We start from the raw sequence: 17,250 nt of genomic DNA, 5'->3' as shown, positions 1-17,250 counted from the left end.
TTCACTCACCTGCTCCCGCTGCGTATGGTTGCATCTCTCCGAGTACCTCGTCCAGTCCGTCGTCGGGCTCGAGCATCGTCGCCTCCCGTTCGGAGGGCGCTTTGGGGATCGGATCGACCGACGAGACGATCGTGGGTGAGCCATCGAGCCCGATGTAGTCGGGATCGAGGTTCAAATCGGTGTGGTCCCACGTCGTCAGATGATCGTCGTGCTCGGCGGCCCGTTCCTCGGTTTCGGCTCGTAACTCCTTGTGCGTCAGCCGATGGGAGGCCTTCCGATAGGTCGGTTCGAACTCGGGATCGGTGACGACGAAACAGGGCAAGGGTGCTTCGACCGTCTCGATCTCGTCGACGTCTCCCTCGACGAGCCGTTTCGCCCGCAGCGTTCGCTCGTCGGGGTCGATGTCGAGCGCGATGACGTGGGTGACGATCGGCCAGTCCATCGCCCAGCACGTCTGTGGGCCGGTCTGTCCGGTCTCGCCGTCCGCGGTCTTGAATCCCGCGAAGACGACGTCGATCTCCGCGACCTCCGCCTGGTATTTCTCGAGGCCCGCACTGAGCGTGATTGCCGTCGCCCACGTGTCGGAGGCAGCCAGCTCCCGGTCGGAAAGCAGGTAGCTGTCGTCGGTGTACACCGTCTCCATGGCCCCTTGCAACACGTCGGCGTACCCCGGCGGCCCCATGCTCATCCCGCTGACGTGGCCGCCGTGGCGGACCGTCGTCTGGAGTGCGGCCCGCAGCGCGAACTCGTCGTTCGGGTTCATCACCGTCGGCGTCTTCCCGCGCTCGAGATGGCCGTCCTCGTCGAAGGAGACCGCTCCCTCCGAGAAGTCCGGGACTCCTTTCGTCAGTACGATCGATCGCATGGATCCCTCCGTCGCTGTTGTGTGTCTGTCGTTAGCATACTCGTCTCTCTCTATCGTAATTATCAGTATTAAGAATACGGGTGAAAATCACCGATAGAACGGGACGAATATTCCGAGTCCCCCCAGACTCCCTCGAAATGGGGACTCCACGCCCGCGCGACGCCGTCGCTAACGGATGCTATCCCATTCGAGTGACGGTCCCGCCGGCTGGCGCTCGGCCGTCGGTTCAGCGGGCACCGGCGTCGTCGGACGGATCGTGTTACTCCCGCTCGCGTTCGGTCGTCCCCATCGTGATCTCGCCGTCGGCCCGGATCGTGCCGTCGATTTCGGCGTCGGGCCCGATCTCGAGGTCGTCACAGGAGACGTCACCGAGGATACGGGCGTCGGGCTCGATGACCACGTCGCCGTCGCGGGTGGTCGCGTCGCCGTGGATACGGGTTCCCTCGCCGACGGTGACGTCGCCGCGCGCACGGAGACTGCCAAAGACGTTGCAGTCCGCGCCGACGTCGACCGTTTCGGCACGAACGTTGCCGTGAAGACGGCAGTCGTCACCGATGGTCGCCGGCGTCGAGACGCGCCAGGCGTCGTCGCCGACGGTCGCGTTCCGGGGGATCACGAGCGGCTCCGCGTCGGGTTCGCCGTCCTCGTCGTCGACGAGTTCGTCGATGAGTCGCTGTGCGGTGTCTTCCTCGCCGATCAACAGGAGATGTTTGAGGTAGACGAACAGGAAGACGATCGTCGGCATCGGGTTCCGAATGACGATCCAGCCGTTGGCCTCGAACCCCTCCTCGATCTCGACGTCGTCGCCGATGTCGAGGTCGCCGGCGACTTTCAGTCGGCCGCCGATGTGGACGCGCTCCCCGATGTAGGCGTCCTGGCCGACCAACACGTTCTCGACGACGTCACACCACATGTCGAGCCGACAGTCGCCGTCGGCCTCGATCGCACCGCCGAACTCGGCCGCTTCGCCGGCCAGGACGTTCCGACCGCGCACGCCGAACTCGACGGTCGAGCGACTCCCCACGAGGATATCCCCGTCGGTCACGAGGTCTCGTTCCTGGGCTTCCGTTCCGTCGGGAACGACGAGTTCGTCGAGCGGGTCCCTGCTGAAGGCCACACTCGCATCCAAAGGGAGTACCGCCTAATAAACCTCGCGCGTCGTCAGCCGCTCGTCTGACGTCCGTCCGCCCCCATCGGCCCCGTTTCCCGTTACTGTCGCGGGCAGTCGCCTTGCTTTTAGACCCCCACCCCGTACGACCGAGCATGACTACGCTCGCGTTCGACGACGACGGCGTCGACGTCGTCTACGAAGGCACCGAGTTCCGCCTCGAGCGGGACCTCGTCGAGGAAGCCACCGAAAAGTCCTACTACGACGTGACCGATCACGAAGTGCTGCAGATCGTCGCGGAACAGCCGAACCTGCAGGGCGAACCCCGACGCATCGGCGACATTCTCGACTGAGACGGGCTACTGTGCGTCATCGACGGCGCAATCGCGGACCGCCTGCGGTCGCGCCGGGACAGCGGTACAACGGATCGGATGACCTCTCGCGAGCGCGCCCGTCGATACCCGATCACTCCCGTGCTCCCGATCGGTCAGTAGACGACGTGGAGCAACACGAAGACGACGATCCCGAGCGAGAACGAGATCAGCCACAGCGTCGCCGCGATCCGGCCGACGCGGGCGTGGCTCGTCTTCGGAATGTCCGCGATCGGATGGGCGAACGCGAGCAACAAGACGTAGTAGAGCAGGGGGATACAGACGACCGCGAGGAAGATGTGAATCGCCAGCAGCGGGAGATAAACGAACTGGTAGACCGGGTCGGGACCGGGAAACGGCTGTGGCCCACCGGTCACCGTCAACCGATAGAGATAGAGCGCGAGGAATCCGACGAACAGCCCGAACGAGGCGACCATCGCGACCCGGTGGCGCTCGATCGCCCCGCGACGGATCGCCCGCCAGCCGATCGTGATCGTCCCGATCGCGACCGCGCTGATCACGGCGTTGACGAGCGGAATCGTTTCGATGACCCACTCCGGTGCCGCCGGCACGCTCGAGGACGGGATCCGCCCTCCTGCAGCCGCGAAGACGACCGCCAACGAGACGACGCTCAAGACGGCAGTGAGGAGACGCACGCGCTCTCGAGGGACGTATTCCATGTGCGATCGTTCGACCGGAGCGGCAAAGCGGTTACCTTCTGTACTGGAGACCGCCGCGAGGGTACAGGTCGACGAACCGGGAGCCGACGGCGCACGACGGATGCTCCTACCTCGCGGCAGGCCTTCGGTCGACGCGGTCCCTCAGCAATGCGGACACGACCAGGAGGAGGAAATCGACTACGATCGTCGCCAGTATCCCGTACTGAAACAGGACGACGATACCTGCGACCGCAGCGATCACTCCGGCGAGCACCCCGCTCACGCTCCCGGCGGCAGCGAGAGACTGGGAGACGTGATAGCCGATACCGAACTGGAGAACGATTACGACGAGACCGAACAGGGACAACGCGGGCATTACCAGCAACGGGGATTCGGAACGGCATACATGTTGCTGAACGAGGATGATCCGCCCCTTCCTGTGGTCGGTCCCAGTGCTCGTTAGGCGGCCGAGTCACGCACAGAAGCGTTCCATCGGATAGGAAAACGCCAGAATACTGCATCGGCCGTGAAAATGTCTCCGTGGGACGAACTCTCCGCCGCGCTTGGCGCTATCGCTCGTCGGTGTAGTGTCGGAAAGGATTATGCGTGGGTGATGTCCTCGAAGGGAGATCACCTGCATCGTTGGTGGCGGTGTTTCCGCCGTGTGCGATGCGTGGGACCGGATTTGAACCGGCGGACCCCTACGGGACAGCGCCCTCAACGCTGCGCCGTTGGCCTGGCTTGGCTACCCACGCTCGCGGTCTCTGTCTGCACTCACTCGTATCCAGTGTGATTATAAAAGCCCTTTCCTTTGGGTCGGCGACTGCGGCTGGGTCACACGAACTGCACCCCACAATCGACGGGTCGGTCGAACGACGGGAGACACAAAGCCTTCAACCCTCGAGCGAAACTGTCGATCGATGCCGGCCTCGTCGGTTCGGATGCGTGCGCTCGCAGGCGTCGTCGTGGCCAGCGGCGCGGTCGCCGCGGGCCTCCTCGTCTCGCCGTCGACGATCGTCGGGACCGTCGATTCCCTCGTTGCGGACCCGGTTCGCTTCGGTCTCCTCGTCGCCGGGCTCTACCTCGTGCGACCGCTGTTGGCCTGGCCCACGACGCCCCTCGCGGTCGTCGCCGGCTACGGCTTCGGCGTGGCGATCGGCGTCCCGATCGCACTCGCCGGCGTCGTCGTGACCGTCCTCCCCGTATTCCTCGCCATCCGATGGGCGACGACGCAGCGCGCTCGAGGCGGGCCGTCCGACCGGCCCGAGCGCGACGGCGACGGAGGCGGTCTCCTCGATCGAACGAGCGCTGTCGTCGCCCGGTACTACGACACGGCGGGGCCGCTCCGTGGAGTCACCGCCTCGCGCCTGGCACCGATTCCGTCGGACGTCGCGACGGGTGCCGCCGCTGTCAGCGGGGTCGAACTCCGGCACCTCGTCGTCGGGACGGTACTCGGCGAACTGCCGTGGACGATCGCCGCGGTCACGGTAGGGGCTTCGATGGCGACGATCACCTCGAGCGGGGTCGGCGAACTCGGGCTGACGTTCTCGATCGCCTGCGTCGGTGCTGCCGTCGTCCTACTGGCTGGCCCCGTCTACCGGACGCTTCGGGCGACGAACCGAACGCCAGCGGAGGAATCGAGTCGATCGACGGACGGGTGAGTGGTCGATCGGTCGCCGTCGCAATTCCGGGGCGGCTCACCGACCGGGTTACTCCCGACAACACGGGGGTTCAACGGAAGGGGTCGCTGCAATCGATAATGACTCCGTGCTGGGGACAGACGTACTTGCAGTGGCGCTTGTACATCGGCGCGTCACAGTGTGGACAGCGCGGCGCACCCGCCGTTCGGTCGCTCGAACGATCCGCATCGCCGCCACTCGCGGTGGCATCCGTCGTGGCACTCCCAGCAGCACCATCCACACCGTCGGCAGTCATACGAGACGGTTCTCGCCAGCCGGTGCTAAGTGTGGTGTTTGCGGTAGCCTATCGAAACCGAGGGAAAACGCACCGACGAAATACAGCGCCGAACCGACCTCACTCAGCGCTCAACACTCGCTCCAGCCACACGATTCGCACGTCTTGCAGCCTTCGGAGAAGTACAGGGTCATCGAGCCACAGTCGGGACACTCCGGCGACTCGCCGGCGTCGATGAGGTCCTGGGTCGTGTCGTCGGCGTCCGCGGGCGCACTGCCTTGTGCGGCGGCCCCACCGCCGTCGGTCTTGGGACCGTCGTAGTCGGCGATCTCGGCGTCGGCCGACTCCTCGAGGGTCTGCTGTTTCGGGTAGGGTTTGTCGATCTCGCCCTCGAGGTATCGTCGCATCGCGGTGCCGATGGCGTCCGGGATGGACTGGATCTGTTCGCCCTTGTCCCAGGCCACTTTCGGCGAGCGCGTGCCACAGAGTTCGTCGACGATCTCCTCGGGATCGACGCCCGAGCGCAGCGAGGTCGAGATGACCTTCGCCAGCGCCTCGGTAAAGGAGTTCGTGAAGCCACCGGAGTGGCCGATGTTCGCGAACAGTTCGAACGGCTGGCCAGTCTCGGGATCCTCGTTGATCGTCACGTAGATCTTCCCGTAGCCGGTGTCGATGCGCTGGCTGACGCCCTGGAGGGCGTCCGGTCGCTCGCGCTTTTCGGTGAAGTCGACCTCGACCGGCTGGCGGTCGTCGTCGGCCAGCGAGCCGATGTCTTCTTCGAGAACGTCCCGGACCTCGTCGCTCTCGAGGAAGGCCTCGAGGCCGCCGAAGATCTCGTCGATCTGCTCGACGAGGGCCTGGGCGGCTTCGGTCTCGTCGGCGAAGTCGGCGTTGTCCGCGCGCGTGGTCAGCACCTGCTTGCTGCGGGTGCCGTCGCGGTAGTAGGTGACGCCTTTCCCGCCGTTCTCGTAGACCCACTCGAAGACCTCCTTGGCGTCCTCGAGCGTGGAGTCGTTAGGTGCGTTGACCGTCTTCGAGATGGCGGAGTCGACGCCGTTCTGGCAGGCACACTGGACCGCCGCGTGCTGTTTCGCGGTGAGATCCGAGGTGATGACGAAGAGTTCGCCGATCGCGTCCGGAACGGTCGACAGCCCTTCGACGCCGTCGAACTGGTTGGTGGCCATCTGCTCTTGGGCCTCCTCCTTGACGGCGTCGACGTCGATGTCGTTGGCCTCCAGCGTGCGCAGGAAGTAGTCGTCGAACTCGACGAGCATCTCGTCGCCCTGGACGTCGTCGGTGACGTTCTTGTAGTAGGCGACGTTGTAGATGGGCTCGCAGCCACCCGTCGTGTTGCCGACCATCGAGGTCGTCCCGGTCGGGGCGATGGTCGTGACGTTGTGGTTGCGGATGGGGAAGCCGTCTTCCCAGTCGTCGGCGTCCTCGCCGGTCTGGCGCTCGAACCACTCGCGGTACTCGGTCGGGGTCGCGTACTTCGACTCGTCCCAGTCGTTGAACGACCCGCGCTCTTGGGCGAGTTCGTGGCTCTTGGCCTTCGCGCCGTGGTTGATGTGGGTCATCAGCTGGCTGGCGACCTCGTTGCCCTCGTCGCTGCCGTACTTGATGCCAAGCTGGACGTACAGCTGGGCGAGTCCCATGACGCCGAGACCGATCTTGCGCATGTCCCGGACCTTCTCCTCGATCTCCTCGACCGGGAAGTCCGACATCGTGACGACGTTCTCGAGGAAGCGCGTACCGTACTCGATGCGCTCGTCGAACTCCTCGAAGTCGATGGCCTCCTCGAGGAACGCCGAGACGGCCGCTTCTTGCGAGTCGTACTCGTCGCCGTGCTCGTCGGACCAGACGCGCCAGTCGGGGGCGTCGAGATCCGCCAGCGTCGAGAGGTTGATGTGGCCGAGGTTACAGGCCTCGTACTCCTCTAAGGGCTGCTCGCCACAGGGGTTGGTCGCGAGCATTCGGTGGTCGTCTTCCTTCTCGACGTCGAAGGAGTGTTCCTTGTTGACTCGCTCGAGGTAGATGACGCCCGGTTCGCCGTTCTCGTGGGCTCCCTGAACGATGCGCTCCCAGACGAGTTCCGCGGGAACGGAGAGCGGTTCGCCGACCTCGACGTGCTCGCCGAGGTCGTAGCGGCTGTACATCTCTTTGGTCTCCTCGGTGGCGATGTGGGGTTCCTCCGTTCGCGGGTTGGTGAAGGTGTACTCCTCGCCGTTCTGGACGGCGTCCATGAAGTCGTCGGTGACGCCGACGGAGATGTTGAAGTTCGAGAGATGGCCCTCGACGGCGTTGCGCAGGTGCTTGGGGACGCGCCCGTCCTCGTCGATCAGGTCCCGGGCTTCCTCGAGCGCTTCCGAGAAGGTCGTGTAGGTGTAGTCGTCGGGGTCGTTCAGTCGCAGCGTGTGCGCCAGCGAGACGTCCTTGTTCTTGGCGTGGATGAACTCGATGACGTCGGGGTGGGAGACGCGCATGATGCCCATCTGGGCACCCCGGCGGGTCCCGCCCTGGGCGATGGTCTCACAGAGCTGGTCGTAGGTCCGCATGAAGGTGATCGGGCCGGAGGCGATGCCGCCGGTCGAGCCGACCGAGTCGCCGTAGGGGCGCAACTGCCAGAAGCCATAGCCGACGCCGCCGCCGGACTGGAAGACCTCGGCCGCCTTCTTGGCGGTCTCGTGGATGTCCGAGAGGTCGTCGTCGGGCGACATGACGAAGCAGGCCGAAAGCTGCTGGAGTTCGTCGCCGGCGTTCATCAGGGTCGGCGAGTTCGGCATGAACGAAAGCGATTCCATGCCTTCGGTAAAGGTCCCGGCGACGTCCTCGACGTGGCTGCGTACCTCGTCGGGGAGTTCGGGGACGACCGTGTCGTAGGCGAACTTGTTGACGTTGCGCTCGGTGAGCGTCGTCTCGGCGTCGTCGTCCGCGGTGACGCCCTCACCGAAGACCTCCTCGGCGAGGTCGTCCCGGCGCGGGTGGTCGGGCTTGAGCTGATCGGGCGTGACCGTGATCTCGAGGTCACGCTTTTCGGCCTCGTAGACGGCTTCGGCCAGCGCGATGTTCTTGCCGACGCGGTCGAAGAGATCCTCTTGGGTCTCGATCAGGTCGCCGTTGGCGTCCTTGCGGAGATAACGAGCCGGGAGAATGTTCTGATAGGCGTTGTCGGTCAATCGCTCCTCGAGGGTGTCCCCGTCGGAGCGTTTGATCGGGAGGGTGAGATCGGCCGCAGATAGTTCGGTGTCGCTCATGCGCGCGCCACCTCGTCGCTATACCGGTGCCGCGTGCCGATTCTGGCGTGAGTCGGAGTCCTTGCTCTCATCATTCGTGACGAAGGTTCGGTATTCATGCATCCATCATAAAACGTGGTGTTGTTGTCCTACTTTTCTTGTAGTAATACAAATGTGGTTGTACAGATGAGTCTATAACCTATGGTTTCTGGGTCTCCCACGGCCGCCGAGACGGCCGCCTGCGTGGCTATCAACACCTACGCCGTCGACGCTCTTAACCATTTTCAGACCGGACTGAAAGTGACTGTCACCGACGAAACGGCCTCGCAGTCCGGTGATTTTCACTTTTTCCGATTGGAACCGACGCAGTCGTTGTCACGGATCGCTCATCCCGTCGAGACAGTCACGGTCTCCAGAAAGATTACGTCCGTGCAGCGCGGGTGATGTCGTATGATCGATGCACTGCCATCGGTACCACCGGTCCTCCTGGTGCTTGCCCTGCTCGCCGCGTTCGCGGTCGCCGTCATCGCGATCCGGATCGCAATCAAACTGGCCGTCCGCGTCGGGATCGTCGCCGCAGTCGTCCTCGCAGCCCTCTACGCGGTCGGCCAACTCGAGTTGCTTCCCGGCATCTAGTGGCGGTCCACGCCTGCACTGAGGAGTCGAATTCGGCGGTCTGCTCCTCGTCGACTCTGCAATCGACGGGTGGAACGGGACTAGACGCTCGAGAGGAAGTTCTCGATCACGTCGTGGCCCCGCGCCGTGAGTACGCTTTCGGGATGGAACTGCACGCACTCGAGTGGGAACTCTCGGTGGCGTACGCCCATGACGAGCGTCTCGTCTGCGTGGTCTGCGGTCGCCGACACCTCGAAGGAGTCGGGCACCTCGGTCGCGATAAGCGAGTGGTAGCGACCCGCCCGAAAGCCCTGCTCGAGCCCCGCGAAGACGCCTTGTCCGTCGTGCTCGACCGCGGAGGCTTTCCCGTGAATCGGTTCGGGTGCCCGGCCGACGCTGCCGCCGTACTCGTAGACGGCGGCCTCGAGCCCCAGACAGACGCCAAGCGTCGGTATCTCCGGGGAGAGTTCCCGAAGCACGTCCATCGTAACGCCGACGTCCCGGTCGTTCTTCGGGTGACCGGGTCCGGGACTGATGACGATCGCGTCGGGATCGACGGCGCGGATAGCCGCGAGCGAGGCGGTGTTCTTGCGTACCTCGGTCTCGGTGCCCGGCAGTTGGCTGACGTACTCCACGAGGTTGTAGGTAAAGGAGTCGTAGTTGTCGACGAACAGGACCGTGACGAGGTCGGCGTCACCGTCGGCCCGACGACTATCGCCAGTCGCACTCATCGACGCACCTCCGCCGTCGTTTCGGACTCGTCGTCCGCGTTCGATTCCGCGGCCGGGTGTTCGATCTCCTCGAGCGCGGCGAGGACGCCGCCCATCTTCTTCTCGGTTTCCTCGTACTCGGCGGCCGGATCGCTGTCGGCGACCAGTCCCGCGCCGGCCTGAACCGTGATCCGATCCCGCTCGCCATCGTCTCGCGGGTCGTCTCTCCCCGCTCGCCCATCCGCGGCGCGTGGCGCCGCGCCCTCCTCCACCGTTGCGGTCCGAATGACGATCGCGAAGTCCGTGTCGCCGGTCCAGGAGTAGTAGCCGACGCCGCCTCCATAGAGGCCGCGTGGCTCGGACTCGAGGTCGTCGATGATTTCCATGGCCCGGATCTTCGGCGCGCCCGAGAGGGTCCCGGCGGGGAACGACGCGCGGGTCGCGTCGAACCCGTCGGCGTCGGCGGCCAGTGTGCCCGTCACCGTCGACTCGATGTGCTGGACGTGGCTGTACTTGAGGACGTTCATGAATTCGTCGACGCGGACCGAACCCGGCTCCGAGACGCGGCGCACGTCGTTGCGCGCGAGATCGACCAACATCGTGTGTTCGGCACGTTCCTTCCCGTCGGCCAGCATCTCCCCTGCGAGCCGGCGGTCCTCGACGGGACTCGAGCCCCGGTTACAGGTCCCGGCGATCGGATTGGACATGACCTCACGACCGCGGACGGAGACGAGCGTCTCGGGGCTGGCTCCGACGACCGTCAGGTCGTCGTGGTCGAGGAGATACATGTAAGGCGACGGGTTCACCTCCCGCATCGCCTCGTAGAAGCCGATCGGATCGACGTCGCCGTAGAGTTCCCGCGTCCGCGAGATGACGCCCTGGTAGATGTCTCCGTCGAGGACGTGCTCTTTAGCCCGCCGAACGCTTTCCTCGTACGCCGCTCTGGAGCCTGCGACCTCGTCTTCGCGGACGAACCCACCCGTCTCGGGTCGGTCGGCCTCGCGAAGCGTCGCCGCCACGTCGGCGGCTTCCCGTCGCAGGGCGTCGTACACCGCCTCGGGGTCGTCGTCGGCCTCGAGCACGGGCGTGAAGACCAGCGAGACCGTCCCGTCGCGCTCGTCGAAGGCCAGCGTCTTCGTCGTCAGCAGGAACTGCGCGTCCGGGAACCGCGAGTCGGGCCGCTCGAGCCCGACCTCCTCGAGCCAGAGGTCGTAGACGGCGTCGTAGGCCAGAAAGCCGACCAGTCCGCCCTCGAGGTGCTGGCGCTCGTGGTCGGGCATGTTCGCGAGGCGGACGTCCGGCATCGCGGCTCGAAGCGCGTCGACGGTATCGCCGTCGGCATCGGTCCGGATCGCCTCCAGCGGTGCGTCGTCGGACAGTGCGTCGACGGTGGCCGCCCCGGATTCGACCGTCACGACGGCCTCGGGGTCGTAGCCGACGTAGGAGTATCGCGCGTGGCGCTCGGCGTCCGCCCCGCTCGGTCGGAACGCGCCGTCGGGATCGCTCGAGGCGGTCTTCTCCGCGCTCTCGAGCAGGAACGCGTACGGCGAGCGCTCGCGATCGCTCGCGTCGGAGCGGCCCGTCAACGCGGCGTAGGCTGCAAGCGGCGTCGTTTCACACTCGAGTGTCGCGACGGTGCGGACGACGACGGGCCGATCCCCTCGGTCCGCGTTCGTGCCCGCGTGGTCGCTGAACGTCTCCCGGTCGATGTCGAACGTCGGGTTGGCCGACGCGGATTCGGAATCGTGCATACTGGTCACCGTTAGGGCTCGACCGGTTTGCGGGCGTTCTTGGCTCGGTCGACGAACGATCGGACGGCGTCGATGTCCTTGACGCCGCCGCGCTCCTCGACGCCGCTCGCCACGTCGACCGCAAAGGGTTCGACGGTCCGGACCGCGTCCCCGACGTTCGCCGGCGTGAGTCCGCCCGCGAGGATCAGCGGCGACTCGAGATCCTCGATTGCCAGTCGGGTCCGGTCCCAGTCGTGCGTGCGACCGGTTCCGCCACCACCCTCCTCGCTCACGGTATCGACGAGGAGGGCGTCGACGATGTCGTCGTAGGCTTCGGCGGCCGTTGGATCGTCGGCGTCGACTGCGAGCAGGAGTTCCGTCTCGAGGTTCGCGCGCAGATATGCGAGGTCACCGGCACACAGTTCGCTGTGAATCTGAATCGCGTCGGGCTCGATCTCCTCGACGAGTTCGATCGCCTCCTCGGGATCGCCGGGCATCGTCACGAGCACGCTCGTCACGAACGGCGGCGTGGCCGCTGCAAGCGCCGTGGCCTGCTCGATCGAGACCTCCCGTGGCGTCTCGACCGAGACGTCACAGATGATGCCGACTGCGTCCGCACCCGCGTCGATGGCCGCCGCGAGGTCGGATTCGCTGGTCAGCCCACAGATCTTGACGCGCGTCATTGTCCCTCGGCCGTGGCCGTCGCGCCGCGGAGTTGCTCGAGTTTCCGGGCCGCCTCCTCGGCGTCGATCGCCTCGCGTGCGAGGTCGGCACCGCCCTCCAGCGAGTCGGTCTCCCCGGCGACGTAAATCGCCGCGCCGGCGTTCGCGAGGATGACGTCCCGTTTCGCACCGGTCACCTCGCCCTCGACGATGCCTCGCATGTCGTCGGCGTTTTCGGCCGGCGAGCCGCCGGAAATGTCCGCGATGTCGTGTTCCTCGAGCCCGAGATCGGCCGGCTCGAGGGCGTACTCCTCGACGGCGTCGCCATCGACTTCTGCGACGACCGTTTCACCGTGAATAGCGATTTCGTCGGTCCCTGCACCGTGGACGACCAGCGCTCGCTCGACGTCCATTCGAGCCAGCGCGTCCGCGAGGACGGGCACGAGGTCGGGGTCGTAGACGCCGACGACCTGTGCGTCCGCGCCGGCCGGGTTGGTCAGCGGGCCGAGCACGTTGAAGACCGTCCGCATCCCGAGTTCCTTGCGAGGGCCGATGACGGCCTTCATCGCCGGGTGAAACACCGGCGCGAGCATGAAGCCGATGCCGTCCGCTTCGATGGCGTCCTCGACTGCCGGCGGTTCGGCCTCGACGTTCACGCCGACCTCCTCGAGGACGTCCGCGCTGCCCGAGGACGACGAGACCGAGTAGTTGCCGTGTTTGGCGATCGGAACGCCGGCCCCGGCGGCGACGATCGCGCTCGTCGTCGAGACGTTGATCGTATCGTAGTCGTCGCCGCCCGTCCCACAGGTGTCGACCAGCGGGTCCCGATCGGGTGAGATCGTCCTGGCCGCGTCGCGCATCCCTTCGGCGAACCCGGCGATCTCGGCTTCCGTCTCGCCTTTCGAACGTAGCGCCGCCAGCAGTGCGCCGATCTGTGCCTCCGTCGCACCCTCGAAAACGGCCGTCGAGGCCGCTCGAGCGTCCGATTGCGTGAGATCCTCCCCGTCAGTGACTCGTTCGACGTATTCCTGCATAGTGGACACCAATGTACGTAGTTGTCTTGTAATGACCAAATCAGTACATCGACTTAAGCGTATCGACCGGGTGCGTGGTGGCGACTCGCGTACGGGGATCGATTCGAAACCTTCAATTACGGTGGCGGGCAACGAACGAGTGCAGTCAGGAAGCGTGGCGACGCGCGCCGCGAACGAACGCAAAACCAGGGTTGGTGGTCTAGTCTGGTTACGACACCTCCTTGACATGGAGGAGGCCGGCAGTTCAAATCTGCTCCAACCCACTACTTTTGCTGCGAGCAAATTCGCGAGCAGCGAATTCGTCATGTTGTGCATATTTGAACGAGACGAGACGCGCACAGCGTACGTCTCGCCGTAGTTCAACTCTGCTCCAACCCACTACTTCTGTCGCGAACCGATCCGTGAGCGACAGGATCGGCACCGCTCCGACCCATTGTTACCGACACGACCGAGAGGCCGTGCGTCGCAGTCGGAATACGGAGGCCGAGCAGTCGGTCCTACTCGTGGCTGTACAGGCCCCCGACGACGAGGACCACCGCGGCGAGCAGGACGAGGAGGAGTATCAGTTCGGACAGTACCCGAACCGGCCACGGGCCGACGTGACCGAGCCGAACGAATCTGGCCGCGAGAACCACGATATTCGCTCCGAGAAGCAGGTTCGTCGTCTCTTGGCTCCCGGCCCAAGAGCGTCCTGCGTCCGACGACATCAGTCGCCACTATTCAATACGGAGGTATTCCTATTCCGGTGACCGAAAACTCACAGTCGGATCGACTCGAGGTGCTCGAGAACGGGTGTGAAACGCCGTCGACGACCCGTCCTCGAGCGGGGGCGGACGCGGGGCTTGCCCCACGTCAGTCCCCTTCTCATCGGGTGCAGACCGCTCGAGCCGGTCGGGCGACCCGCTGCCGTTGGTCGCCTCTCCGTCTCTTGGAGTTCCACTTTTTGCTGCACGAACCCATCACACCGAAACACCTGACCGAGAAAATCCTCATTGTTTTCCACGATATTCGTTTATGCTGCTGGTCGTCGTAAGATAGGACATGAGCTCCCACTCAAAACCATCCGATGAGAGCCATGTCCACGAACACCACGCGAGTGCAGTCGGGTATGCGACGCCACAGGCCGCCATCGAGCAGGCTCCTCGAGAGACTGTCGCGTACGTGCCAGCACTGTACGTCGAGACCGAGACCGACGCCCCCGACGTGCTGACCGTCGTCGACGTCGATCCGGAATCGTCGACCTACTGTGAGGTCATCGACCGGATCGAGATGCCGACCGTGGGTGACGAACTCCACCACTTCGGCTGGAACGCCTGCTCGTCGTCCTGCCACGTCGAGGACGCGGAGCGACGGTACCTCGTCGTTCCCGGCAACCGCTCGTCTCGGATCCACATCGTCGACACCGACGACCGCGAGAACCCCGAACTCGTCGACGTCATCGAACCGGAGGAGGTCTTCGAGTACGATCTCTCGGCCCCCCATACCGTCCACTGTATCCCGGACGGGATGATCATGATCAGCATGCTCGGGAACGCCGACGGCGAGCTTCCGGGCGGGTTCCTCCTTCTCGACGAGAACTTCGAGATCGCGGGCCGATGGGATACGCCGGGGGACATTCAGATGAACTACGACTTCTGGTACCAGCCACGCCGGAACGTGATGATCTCCTCCGAGTGGGCCGCCCCGTCGACCTACCAGCCGGGGTTCGACCTCGAGGATGTCGAAGCCGGAAAGTACGGCCAGAAGCTCCACTTCTGGAACTGGGAGGACCGGACGGTCGAGCAGACGATCGATCTCGGTGACGAGGGGATGATCCCGCTCGAGGTCCGCTTCCTCCACAGTCCGGAGGCCGAGCACGCCTACGTCGGTGCTGCGCTCTCGTCGAACGTGTTCCACCTGTACAGGGAGGGGAGCGCGACGCGTGGCGGCGCGGATGAGACCAGCGGCGGCGAACCGAGAGCACGCGGCGAGTGGCACGCGGAGACCGTCATCGACGTCGAGGCGCGCGAGCACGAGGACTGGGACATGCCGGTCCCCGGACTCATCACGGACCTCGTGGTTTCGATGGACGATCGCTACCTGTTCTTCGTGAACTGGCTCCACGGGGAGGTTCGCATGTACGACATCTCCGACCCGTCGAATCCGCGACTGACGGACACGATCTCCGTCGGCGGGCTCTTCGGCGATGTCAGCGAGGTGAAGGAGCGGCCGATCAACGCCGGGCCACAGATGCTCCAGCTCTCCCTCGACGGCGAGCGGCTCTACTTCACGACGTCGCTGTACTCGACCTGGGACGACCAGTTCTTCCCCGCCGAAGGCGAGCAGGGCTCCGTGATGCTGAAAGCCGACGTGGACCCACGAAACGGAACGATGACCCTCGACGAGGAGTTCCTGGTCGACTTCGGGACGCTCCCCGAGGGGCCGGCTCGCGCCCACGAAATCCGGTGGCCCGACGGCGACTGCACGAGCGACGTGTGGATGTGAGCCGATCGTCGGGAACACCTCGAACTGCAACCTGTGGTCGCAACGATCGGACCCGACGGACACGAGAGATGAGTCAGCATTCGATCAATGAAAGCGCTGAGAGGCGGGAGAGATGAGGCGAGCCATCGCAACCGCGCTCGTCGCGATTCCGGTCTGGATCGTCGCCGGCTGGCCCGTTCCCGTCAGCGCTCACGACGTCGGCACGCACGCGGGGAGCCAGGAGCCGGCGGTTCCGTTCGTCGTCGCGATCGGCCTCTCGGTGGTCCTCAGCGTCGCGTTCGGACTCGGAATAGTCTCGTACTATCGATCCGCTCTCGGGTCCGCCGGCCATAACGGTGTGGGGACGCGGCGGGAAGTCGCGGTACTCGTGGTCGTGCTCGGCCTCGTGGCGTTGCTCGCGGCCCTCACACAGGCGTCGCTCCTGACGATCGGGGCCGGGATCCTCGGCGGTGTGATCGCGTGGGTCGGCCGAACTCGCGGGCTCTCACCGCACGCCGGTTGTGCGGACGCGGCGCTCGGCGCGATACTGGCCCACCGGGTCGTCGAAGGGATCCTCATCGCGGGCATCTATGCGACGACCACCTCCTTCGGAGTGCTCGCGCTGGCGCTCCTGACGGGACACGCCATCGCCGAAACGGCTGCCGTCGGTGGACTGTACGCGCCCGTCGGTCGCGGCTGGGGGATCGCGAGCGTCGTCGCGGTTCAACTCGGCTTCGTCGCCGGTGCCGTCGGCGGTGGCGTCCTCGCCGGGGGCCTCTCACCGCCGGTCGTCACTGCCCTCCTCGCGAGCGTCGGGGGGCTGCTCTTCGTCGCGGGCGCGACCGAATTTCGCGTGGTGACGGTTCGGAACCGGGACCACCTCCGGGCCTGACGCCATCACGACTCGAGTCGTCGGCGTGTCCCTCGAACGGAGGTGGCAGAGACAGCGTCTCGTCCCGGTGGTGTGCGAACTGGATTCCTCAGTGCAGGCGAACAGCGTTTCACTCCGGATTGAACCTCGAGCCGGCGGGCGAAATCGCACTTGGGAGACGGATTCTCCGACACCCGTCTCGAGATCCTATCGCGAGAAAAGCCCCTTGAGCCGGCCGAGCAGTCCGGTCCCGTCGGACTGTCGGTCGGCACTCGAGTCGGCGTCCCCGTCGCGATCGCTCGAGTCGGCAAGCGGGCCGGCGTCGTCGGGATCGATCGAACCGGCGAGCGGGCCGGCGTCGTCGGGGCGGGTCGCCTCGGCAGCGGTTCCGCTGGCTCCCGTCGTCTCGAGGTCGTCCATCGAGAGTTCGACTTCGTCGATGTCGGGAGTCGATTCGCGCCCGTCTCCGGCCTCGGCCGCGCGGACGTCCGCGCCGGTGACGGTTCCGTCCTCGACGCGGGCTGCGAGTTCCTCGAGCGACGGATCGTCCTCGGCGCCCGCGTCGGTCGCCGGGTCCGCATCTGTCGCCGAGTCCGCCTCGGTCGACGGCTCGGTGTCGTCCGTTGCCGCCGACGACTGCTCGTCGGTACCAGGTCCAGTCTCGGCGGCTGGGATAGCCGTCTCGTCGAACTCGCTCGTCACGGTGTCGTCGGCGTCACTCGTCGTCTCGTCGCTCGAGTCCGCCGACGCCGGTTTTGCCGAATCCGATTCCGTCGAGCCGAGGGAGTCGAGGATGTCGTCGACGCTCTCCTCGGAGACGACGCGCTGGGGACCACCGCCGGGCTCGAGGGGATCGCCCGCGTCTGCGTCGTCGGCCGTCGCGGGTCCATCGGCCGCGGCGGGACTGGATGATCGCTCGTCGCTCATGGTGGAGATCTGTCGCTGCTGGGGACATAATTGTTCCCCTGTACAGGGGGCTCGGGACCCACCGACCGACGGTCGGCTCGAGTCGATC

General features: G+C 65.6%; 17 protein-coding genes and 2 tRNA genes. 6 read left to right on the top strand and 13 right to left on the bottom strand.

All coding sequences use genetic code 11. The annotated features are described in order from the left end of the window. Position 1 precedes the first annotated feature (1 nt). Together CP557_RS11710 and CP557_RS11705 are read right to left on the bottom strand one after the other, a co-directional pair. The gene (locus CP557_RS11710; protein ID WP_097380073.1) at positions 2-865 is read right to left on the bottom strand and encodes an electron transfer flavoprotein subunit beta/FixA family protein; all 864 of its coding nucleotides are present in this window, start codon (positions 863-865) and stop codon (positions 2-4) included. A gap of 259 nt (positions 866-1,124) precedes the next feature. Further along, entirely contained in the window at positions 1,125-1,982 is an 858-nt protein-coding gene (locus tag CP557_RS11705; protein WP_097381620.1) for a polymer-forming cytoskeletal protein, read from the bottom strand. Between the two features lie 146 nt (positions 1,983-2,128). Here CP557_RS11705 and CP557_RS11700 point away from each other — a divergent pair, with 146 nt between their 5' ends. Next, positions 2,129-2,326 carry a DUF5800 family protein gene (locus tag CP557_RS11700; protein WP_097380072.1) on the top strand — a complete coding sequence of 66 codons (198 nt, stop codon included), beginning with the start codon at positions 2,129-2,131 and terminating at the stop codon, positions 2,324-2,326. 134 nt (positions 2,327-2,460) lie between these two features. On the opposite strand, the gene CP557_RS11695 is transcribed toward CP557_RS11700, so the two are convergent. The 3 genes from CP557_RS11695 to CP557_RS11685 form a co-directional block, all read right to left on the bottom strand. After that, positions 2,461-3,024: a DUF420 domain-containing protein gene (locus CP557_RS11695; RefSeq protein ID WP_097380071.1), complete on the bottom strand. Its 564-nt coding sequence runs from the start codon at positions 3,022-3,024 to the stop codon at positions 2,461-2,463. 106 nt (positions 3,025-3,130) lie between these two features. Further along, complete coding sequence (locus CP557_RS11690) at positions 3,131-3,379, bottom strand: hypothetical protein (RefSeq protein WP_097380070.1); 249 nt, start codon at positions 3,377-3,379, stop codon at positions 3,131-3,133. Between the two features lie 294 nt (positions 3,380-3,673). Next, positions 3,674-3,758, bottom strand: a tRNA-Leu gene (locus CP557_RS11685). A gap of 165 nt (positions 3,759-3,923) precedes the next feature. Between CP557_RS11685 and CP557_RS11680 the strand changes: the two genes are divergently transcribed. Continuing rightward, positions 3,924-4,664: a TVP38/TMEM64 family protein gene (locus tag CP557_RS11680; protein WP_097380069.1), complete on the top strand. Its 741-nt coding sequence runs from the start codon at positions 3,924-3,926 to the stop codon at positions 4,662-4,664. Between the two features lie 70 nt (positions 4,665-4,734). On the opposite strand, the gene CP557_RS11675 is transcribed toward CP557_RS11680, so the two are convergent. Both CP557_RS11675 and CP557_RS11670 read right to left on the bottom strand, forming a co-directional pair. Next, positions 4,735-4,938: an HVO_2523 family zinc finger protein gene (locus tag CP557_RS11675; protein WP_097380068.1), complete on the bottom strand. Its 204-nt coding sequence runs from the start codon at positions 4,936-4,938 to the stop codon at positions 4,735-4,737. A gap of 110 nt (positions 4,939-5,048) precedes the next feature. Continuing rightward, positions 5,049-8,171: an adenosylcobalamin-dependent ribonucleoside-diphosphate reductase gene (locus CP557_RS11670; RefSeq protein ID WP_097380067.1), complete on the bottom strand. Its 3,123-nt coding sequence runs from the start codon at positions 8,169-8,171 to the stop codon at positions 5,049-5,051. Positions 8,172-8,600: 429 nt separating this feature from the next. Here CP557_RS11670 and CP557_RS11660 point away from each other — a divergent pair, with 429 nt between their 5' ends. Beyond that, complete coding sequence (locus CP557_RS11660; RefSeq protein WP_097380065.1) at positions 8,601-8,786, top strand: hypothetical protein; 186 nt, start codon at positions 8,601-8,603, stop codon at positions 8,784-8,786. A gap of 80 nt (positions 8,787-8,866) precedes the next feature. Here the strand turns inward: CP557_RS11660 and trpG are convergent, their stop codons facing one another. Genes trpG through trpD form a run of 4 tightly spaced genes read right to left on the bottom strand, consistent with a single transcriptional unit; the run spans position 8,867 to position 12,901 of the window. Then, positions 8,867-9,496, bottom strand: a complete 630-nt coding sequence (gene trpG, locus CP557_RS11655; RefSeq protein WP_097380064.1) for an anthranilate synthase component II — start codon at positions 9,494-9,496, stop codon at positions 8,867-8,869. Next, a complete protein-coding gene (trpE, locus tag CP557_RS11650) occupies positions 9,493-11,226 on the bottom strand; it encodes an anthranilate synthase component I (protein WP_097380063.1) in 1,734 nt (577 codons plus the stop codon). Before trpE ends, trpG begins: the two co-directional genes overlap by 4 nt. 11 nt (positions 11,227-11,237) lie before the next feature. Continuing rightward, complete coding sequence (locus tag CP557_RS11645; protein WP_097380062.1) at positions 11,238-11,888, bottom strand: phosphoribosylanthranilate isomerase; 651 nt, start codon at positions 11,886-11,888, stop codon at positions 11,238-11,240. Beyond that, positions 11,885-12,901: an anthranilate phosphoribosyltransferase gene (gene trpD, locus CP557_RS11640; RefSeq protein WP_097380061.1), complete on the bottom strand. Its 1,017-nt coding sequence runs from the start codon at positions 12,899-12,901 to the stop codon at positions 11,885-11,887. Before trpD ends, CP557_RS11645 begins: the two co-directional genes overlap by 4 nt. A 188-nt stretch (positions 12,902-13,089) precedes the next feature. On the opposite strand from trpD, the gene CP557_RS11635 reads away from it, so the two are divergent. Next, positions 13,090-13,164, top strand: a tRNA-Val gene (locus CP557_RS11635). Positions 13,165-13,398: 234 nt separating this feature from the next. On the opposite strand, the gene CP557_RS11630 is transcribed toward CP557_RS11635, so the two are convergent. After that, a complete protein-coding gene (locus CP557_RS11630) occupies positions 13,399-13,608 on the bottom strand; it encodes a hypothetical protein (protein ID WP_097380060.1) in 210 nt (69 codons plus the stop codon). Between the two features lie 334 nt (positions 13,609-13,942). Here CP557_RS11630 and CP557_RS11625 point away from each other — a divergent pair, with 334 nt between their 5' ends. Together CP557_RS11625 and CP557_RS11620 are read left to right on the top strand one after the other, a co-directional pair. Next, positions 13,943-15,385, top strand: a complete 1,443-nt coding sequence (locus tag CP557_RS11625) for a selenium-binding protein SBP56-related protein (protein WP_097380059.1) — start codon at positions 13,943-13,945, stop codon at positions 15,383-15,385. Positions 15,386-15,497: 112 nt separating this feature from the next. After that, positions 15,498-16,256, top strand: coding sequence for a hypothetical protein (locus tag CP557_RS11620; protein WP_097380058.1), 759 nt, complete (start codon positions 15,498-15,500; stop codon positions 16,254-16,256). Positions 16,257-16,442: 186 nt separating this feature from the next. Here CP557_RS11620 and CP557_RS11615 read toward each other — a convergent pair whose 3' ends face one another. Beyond that, positions 16,443-17,162 (bottom strand): prolipoprotein diacylglyceryl transferase, encoded by a 720-nt coding sequence (locus tag CP557_RS11615; RefSeq protein ID WP_097380057.1) that lies wholly within the window; start codon positions 17,160-17,162, stop codon positions 16,443-16,445. Positions 17,163-17,250: the final 88 nt, after the last annotated feature.

This window comes from Natrinema ejinorense, assembly GCF_002494345.1.
GTDB lineage: Archaea > Halobacteriota > Halobacteria > Halobacteriales > Natrialbaceae > Natrinema > Natrinema longum.
Note: the sequence above shows the minus strand (reverse complement) of the source record. Positions and strands in the feature narration are given on the sequence as shown.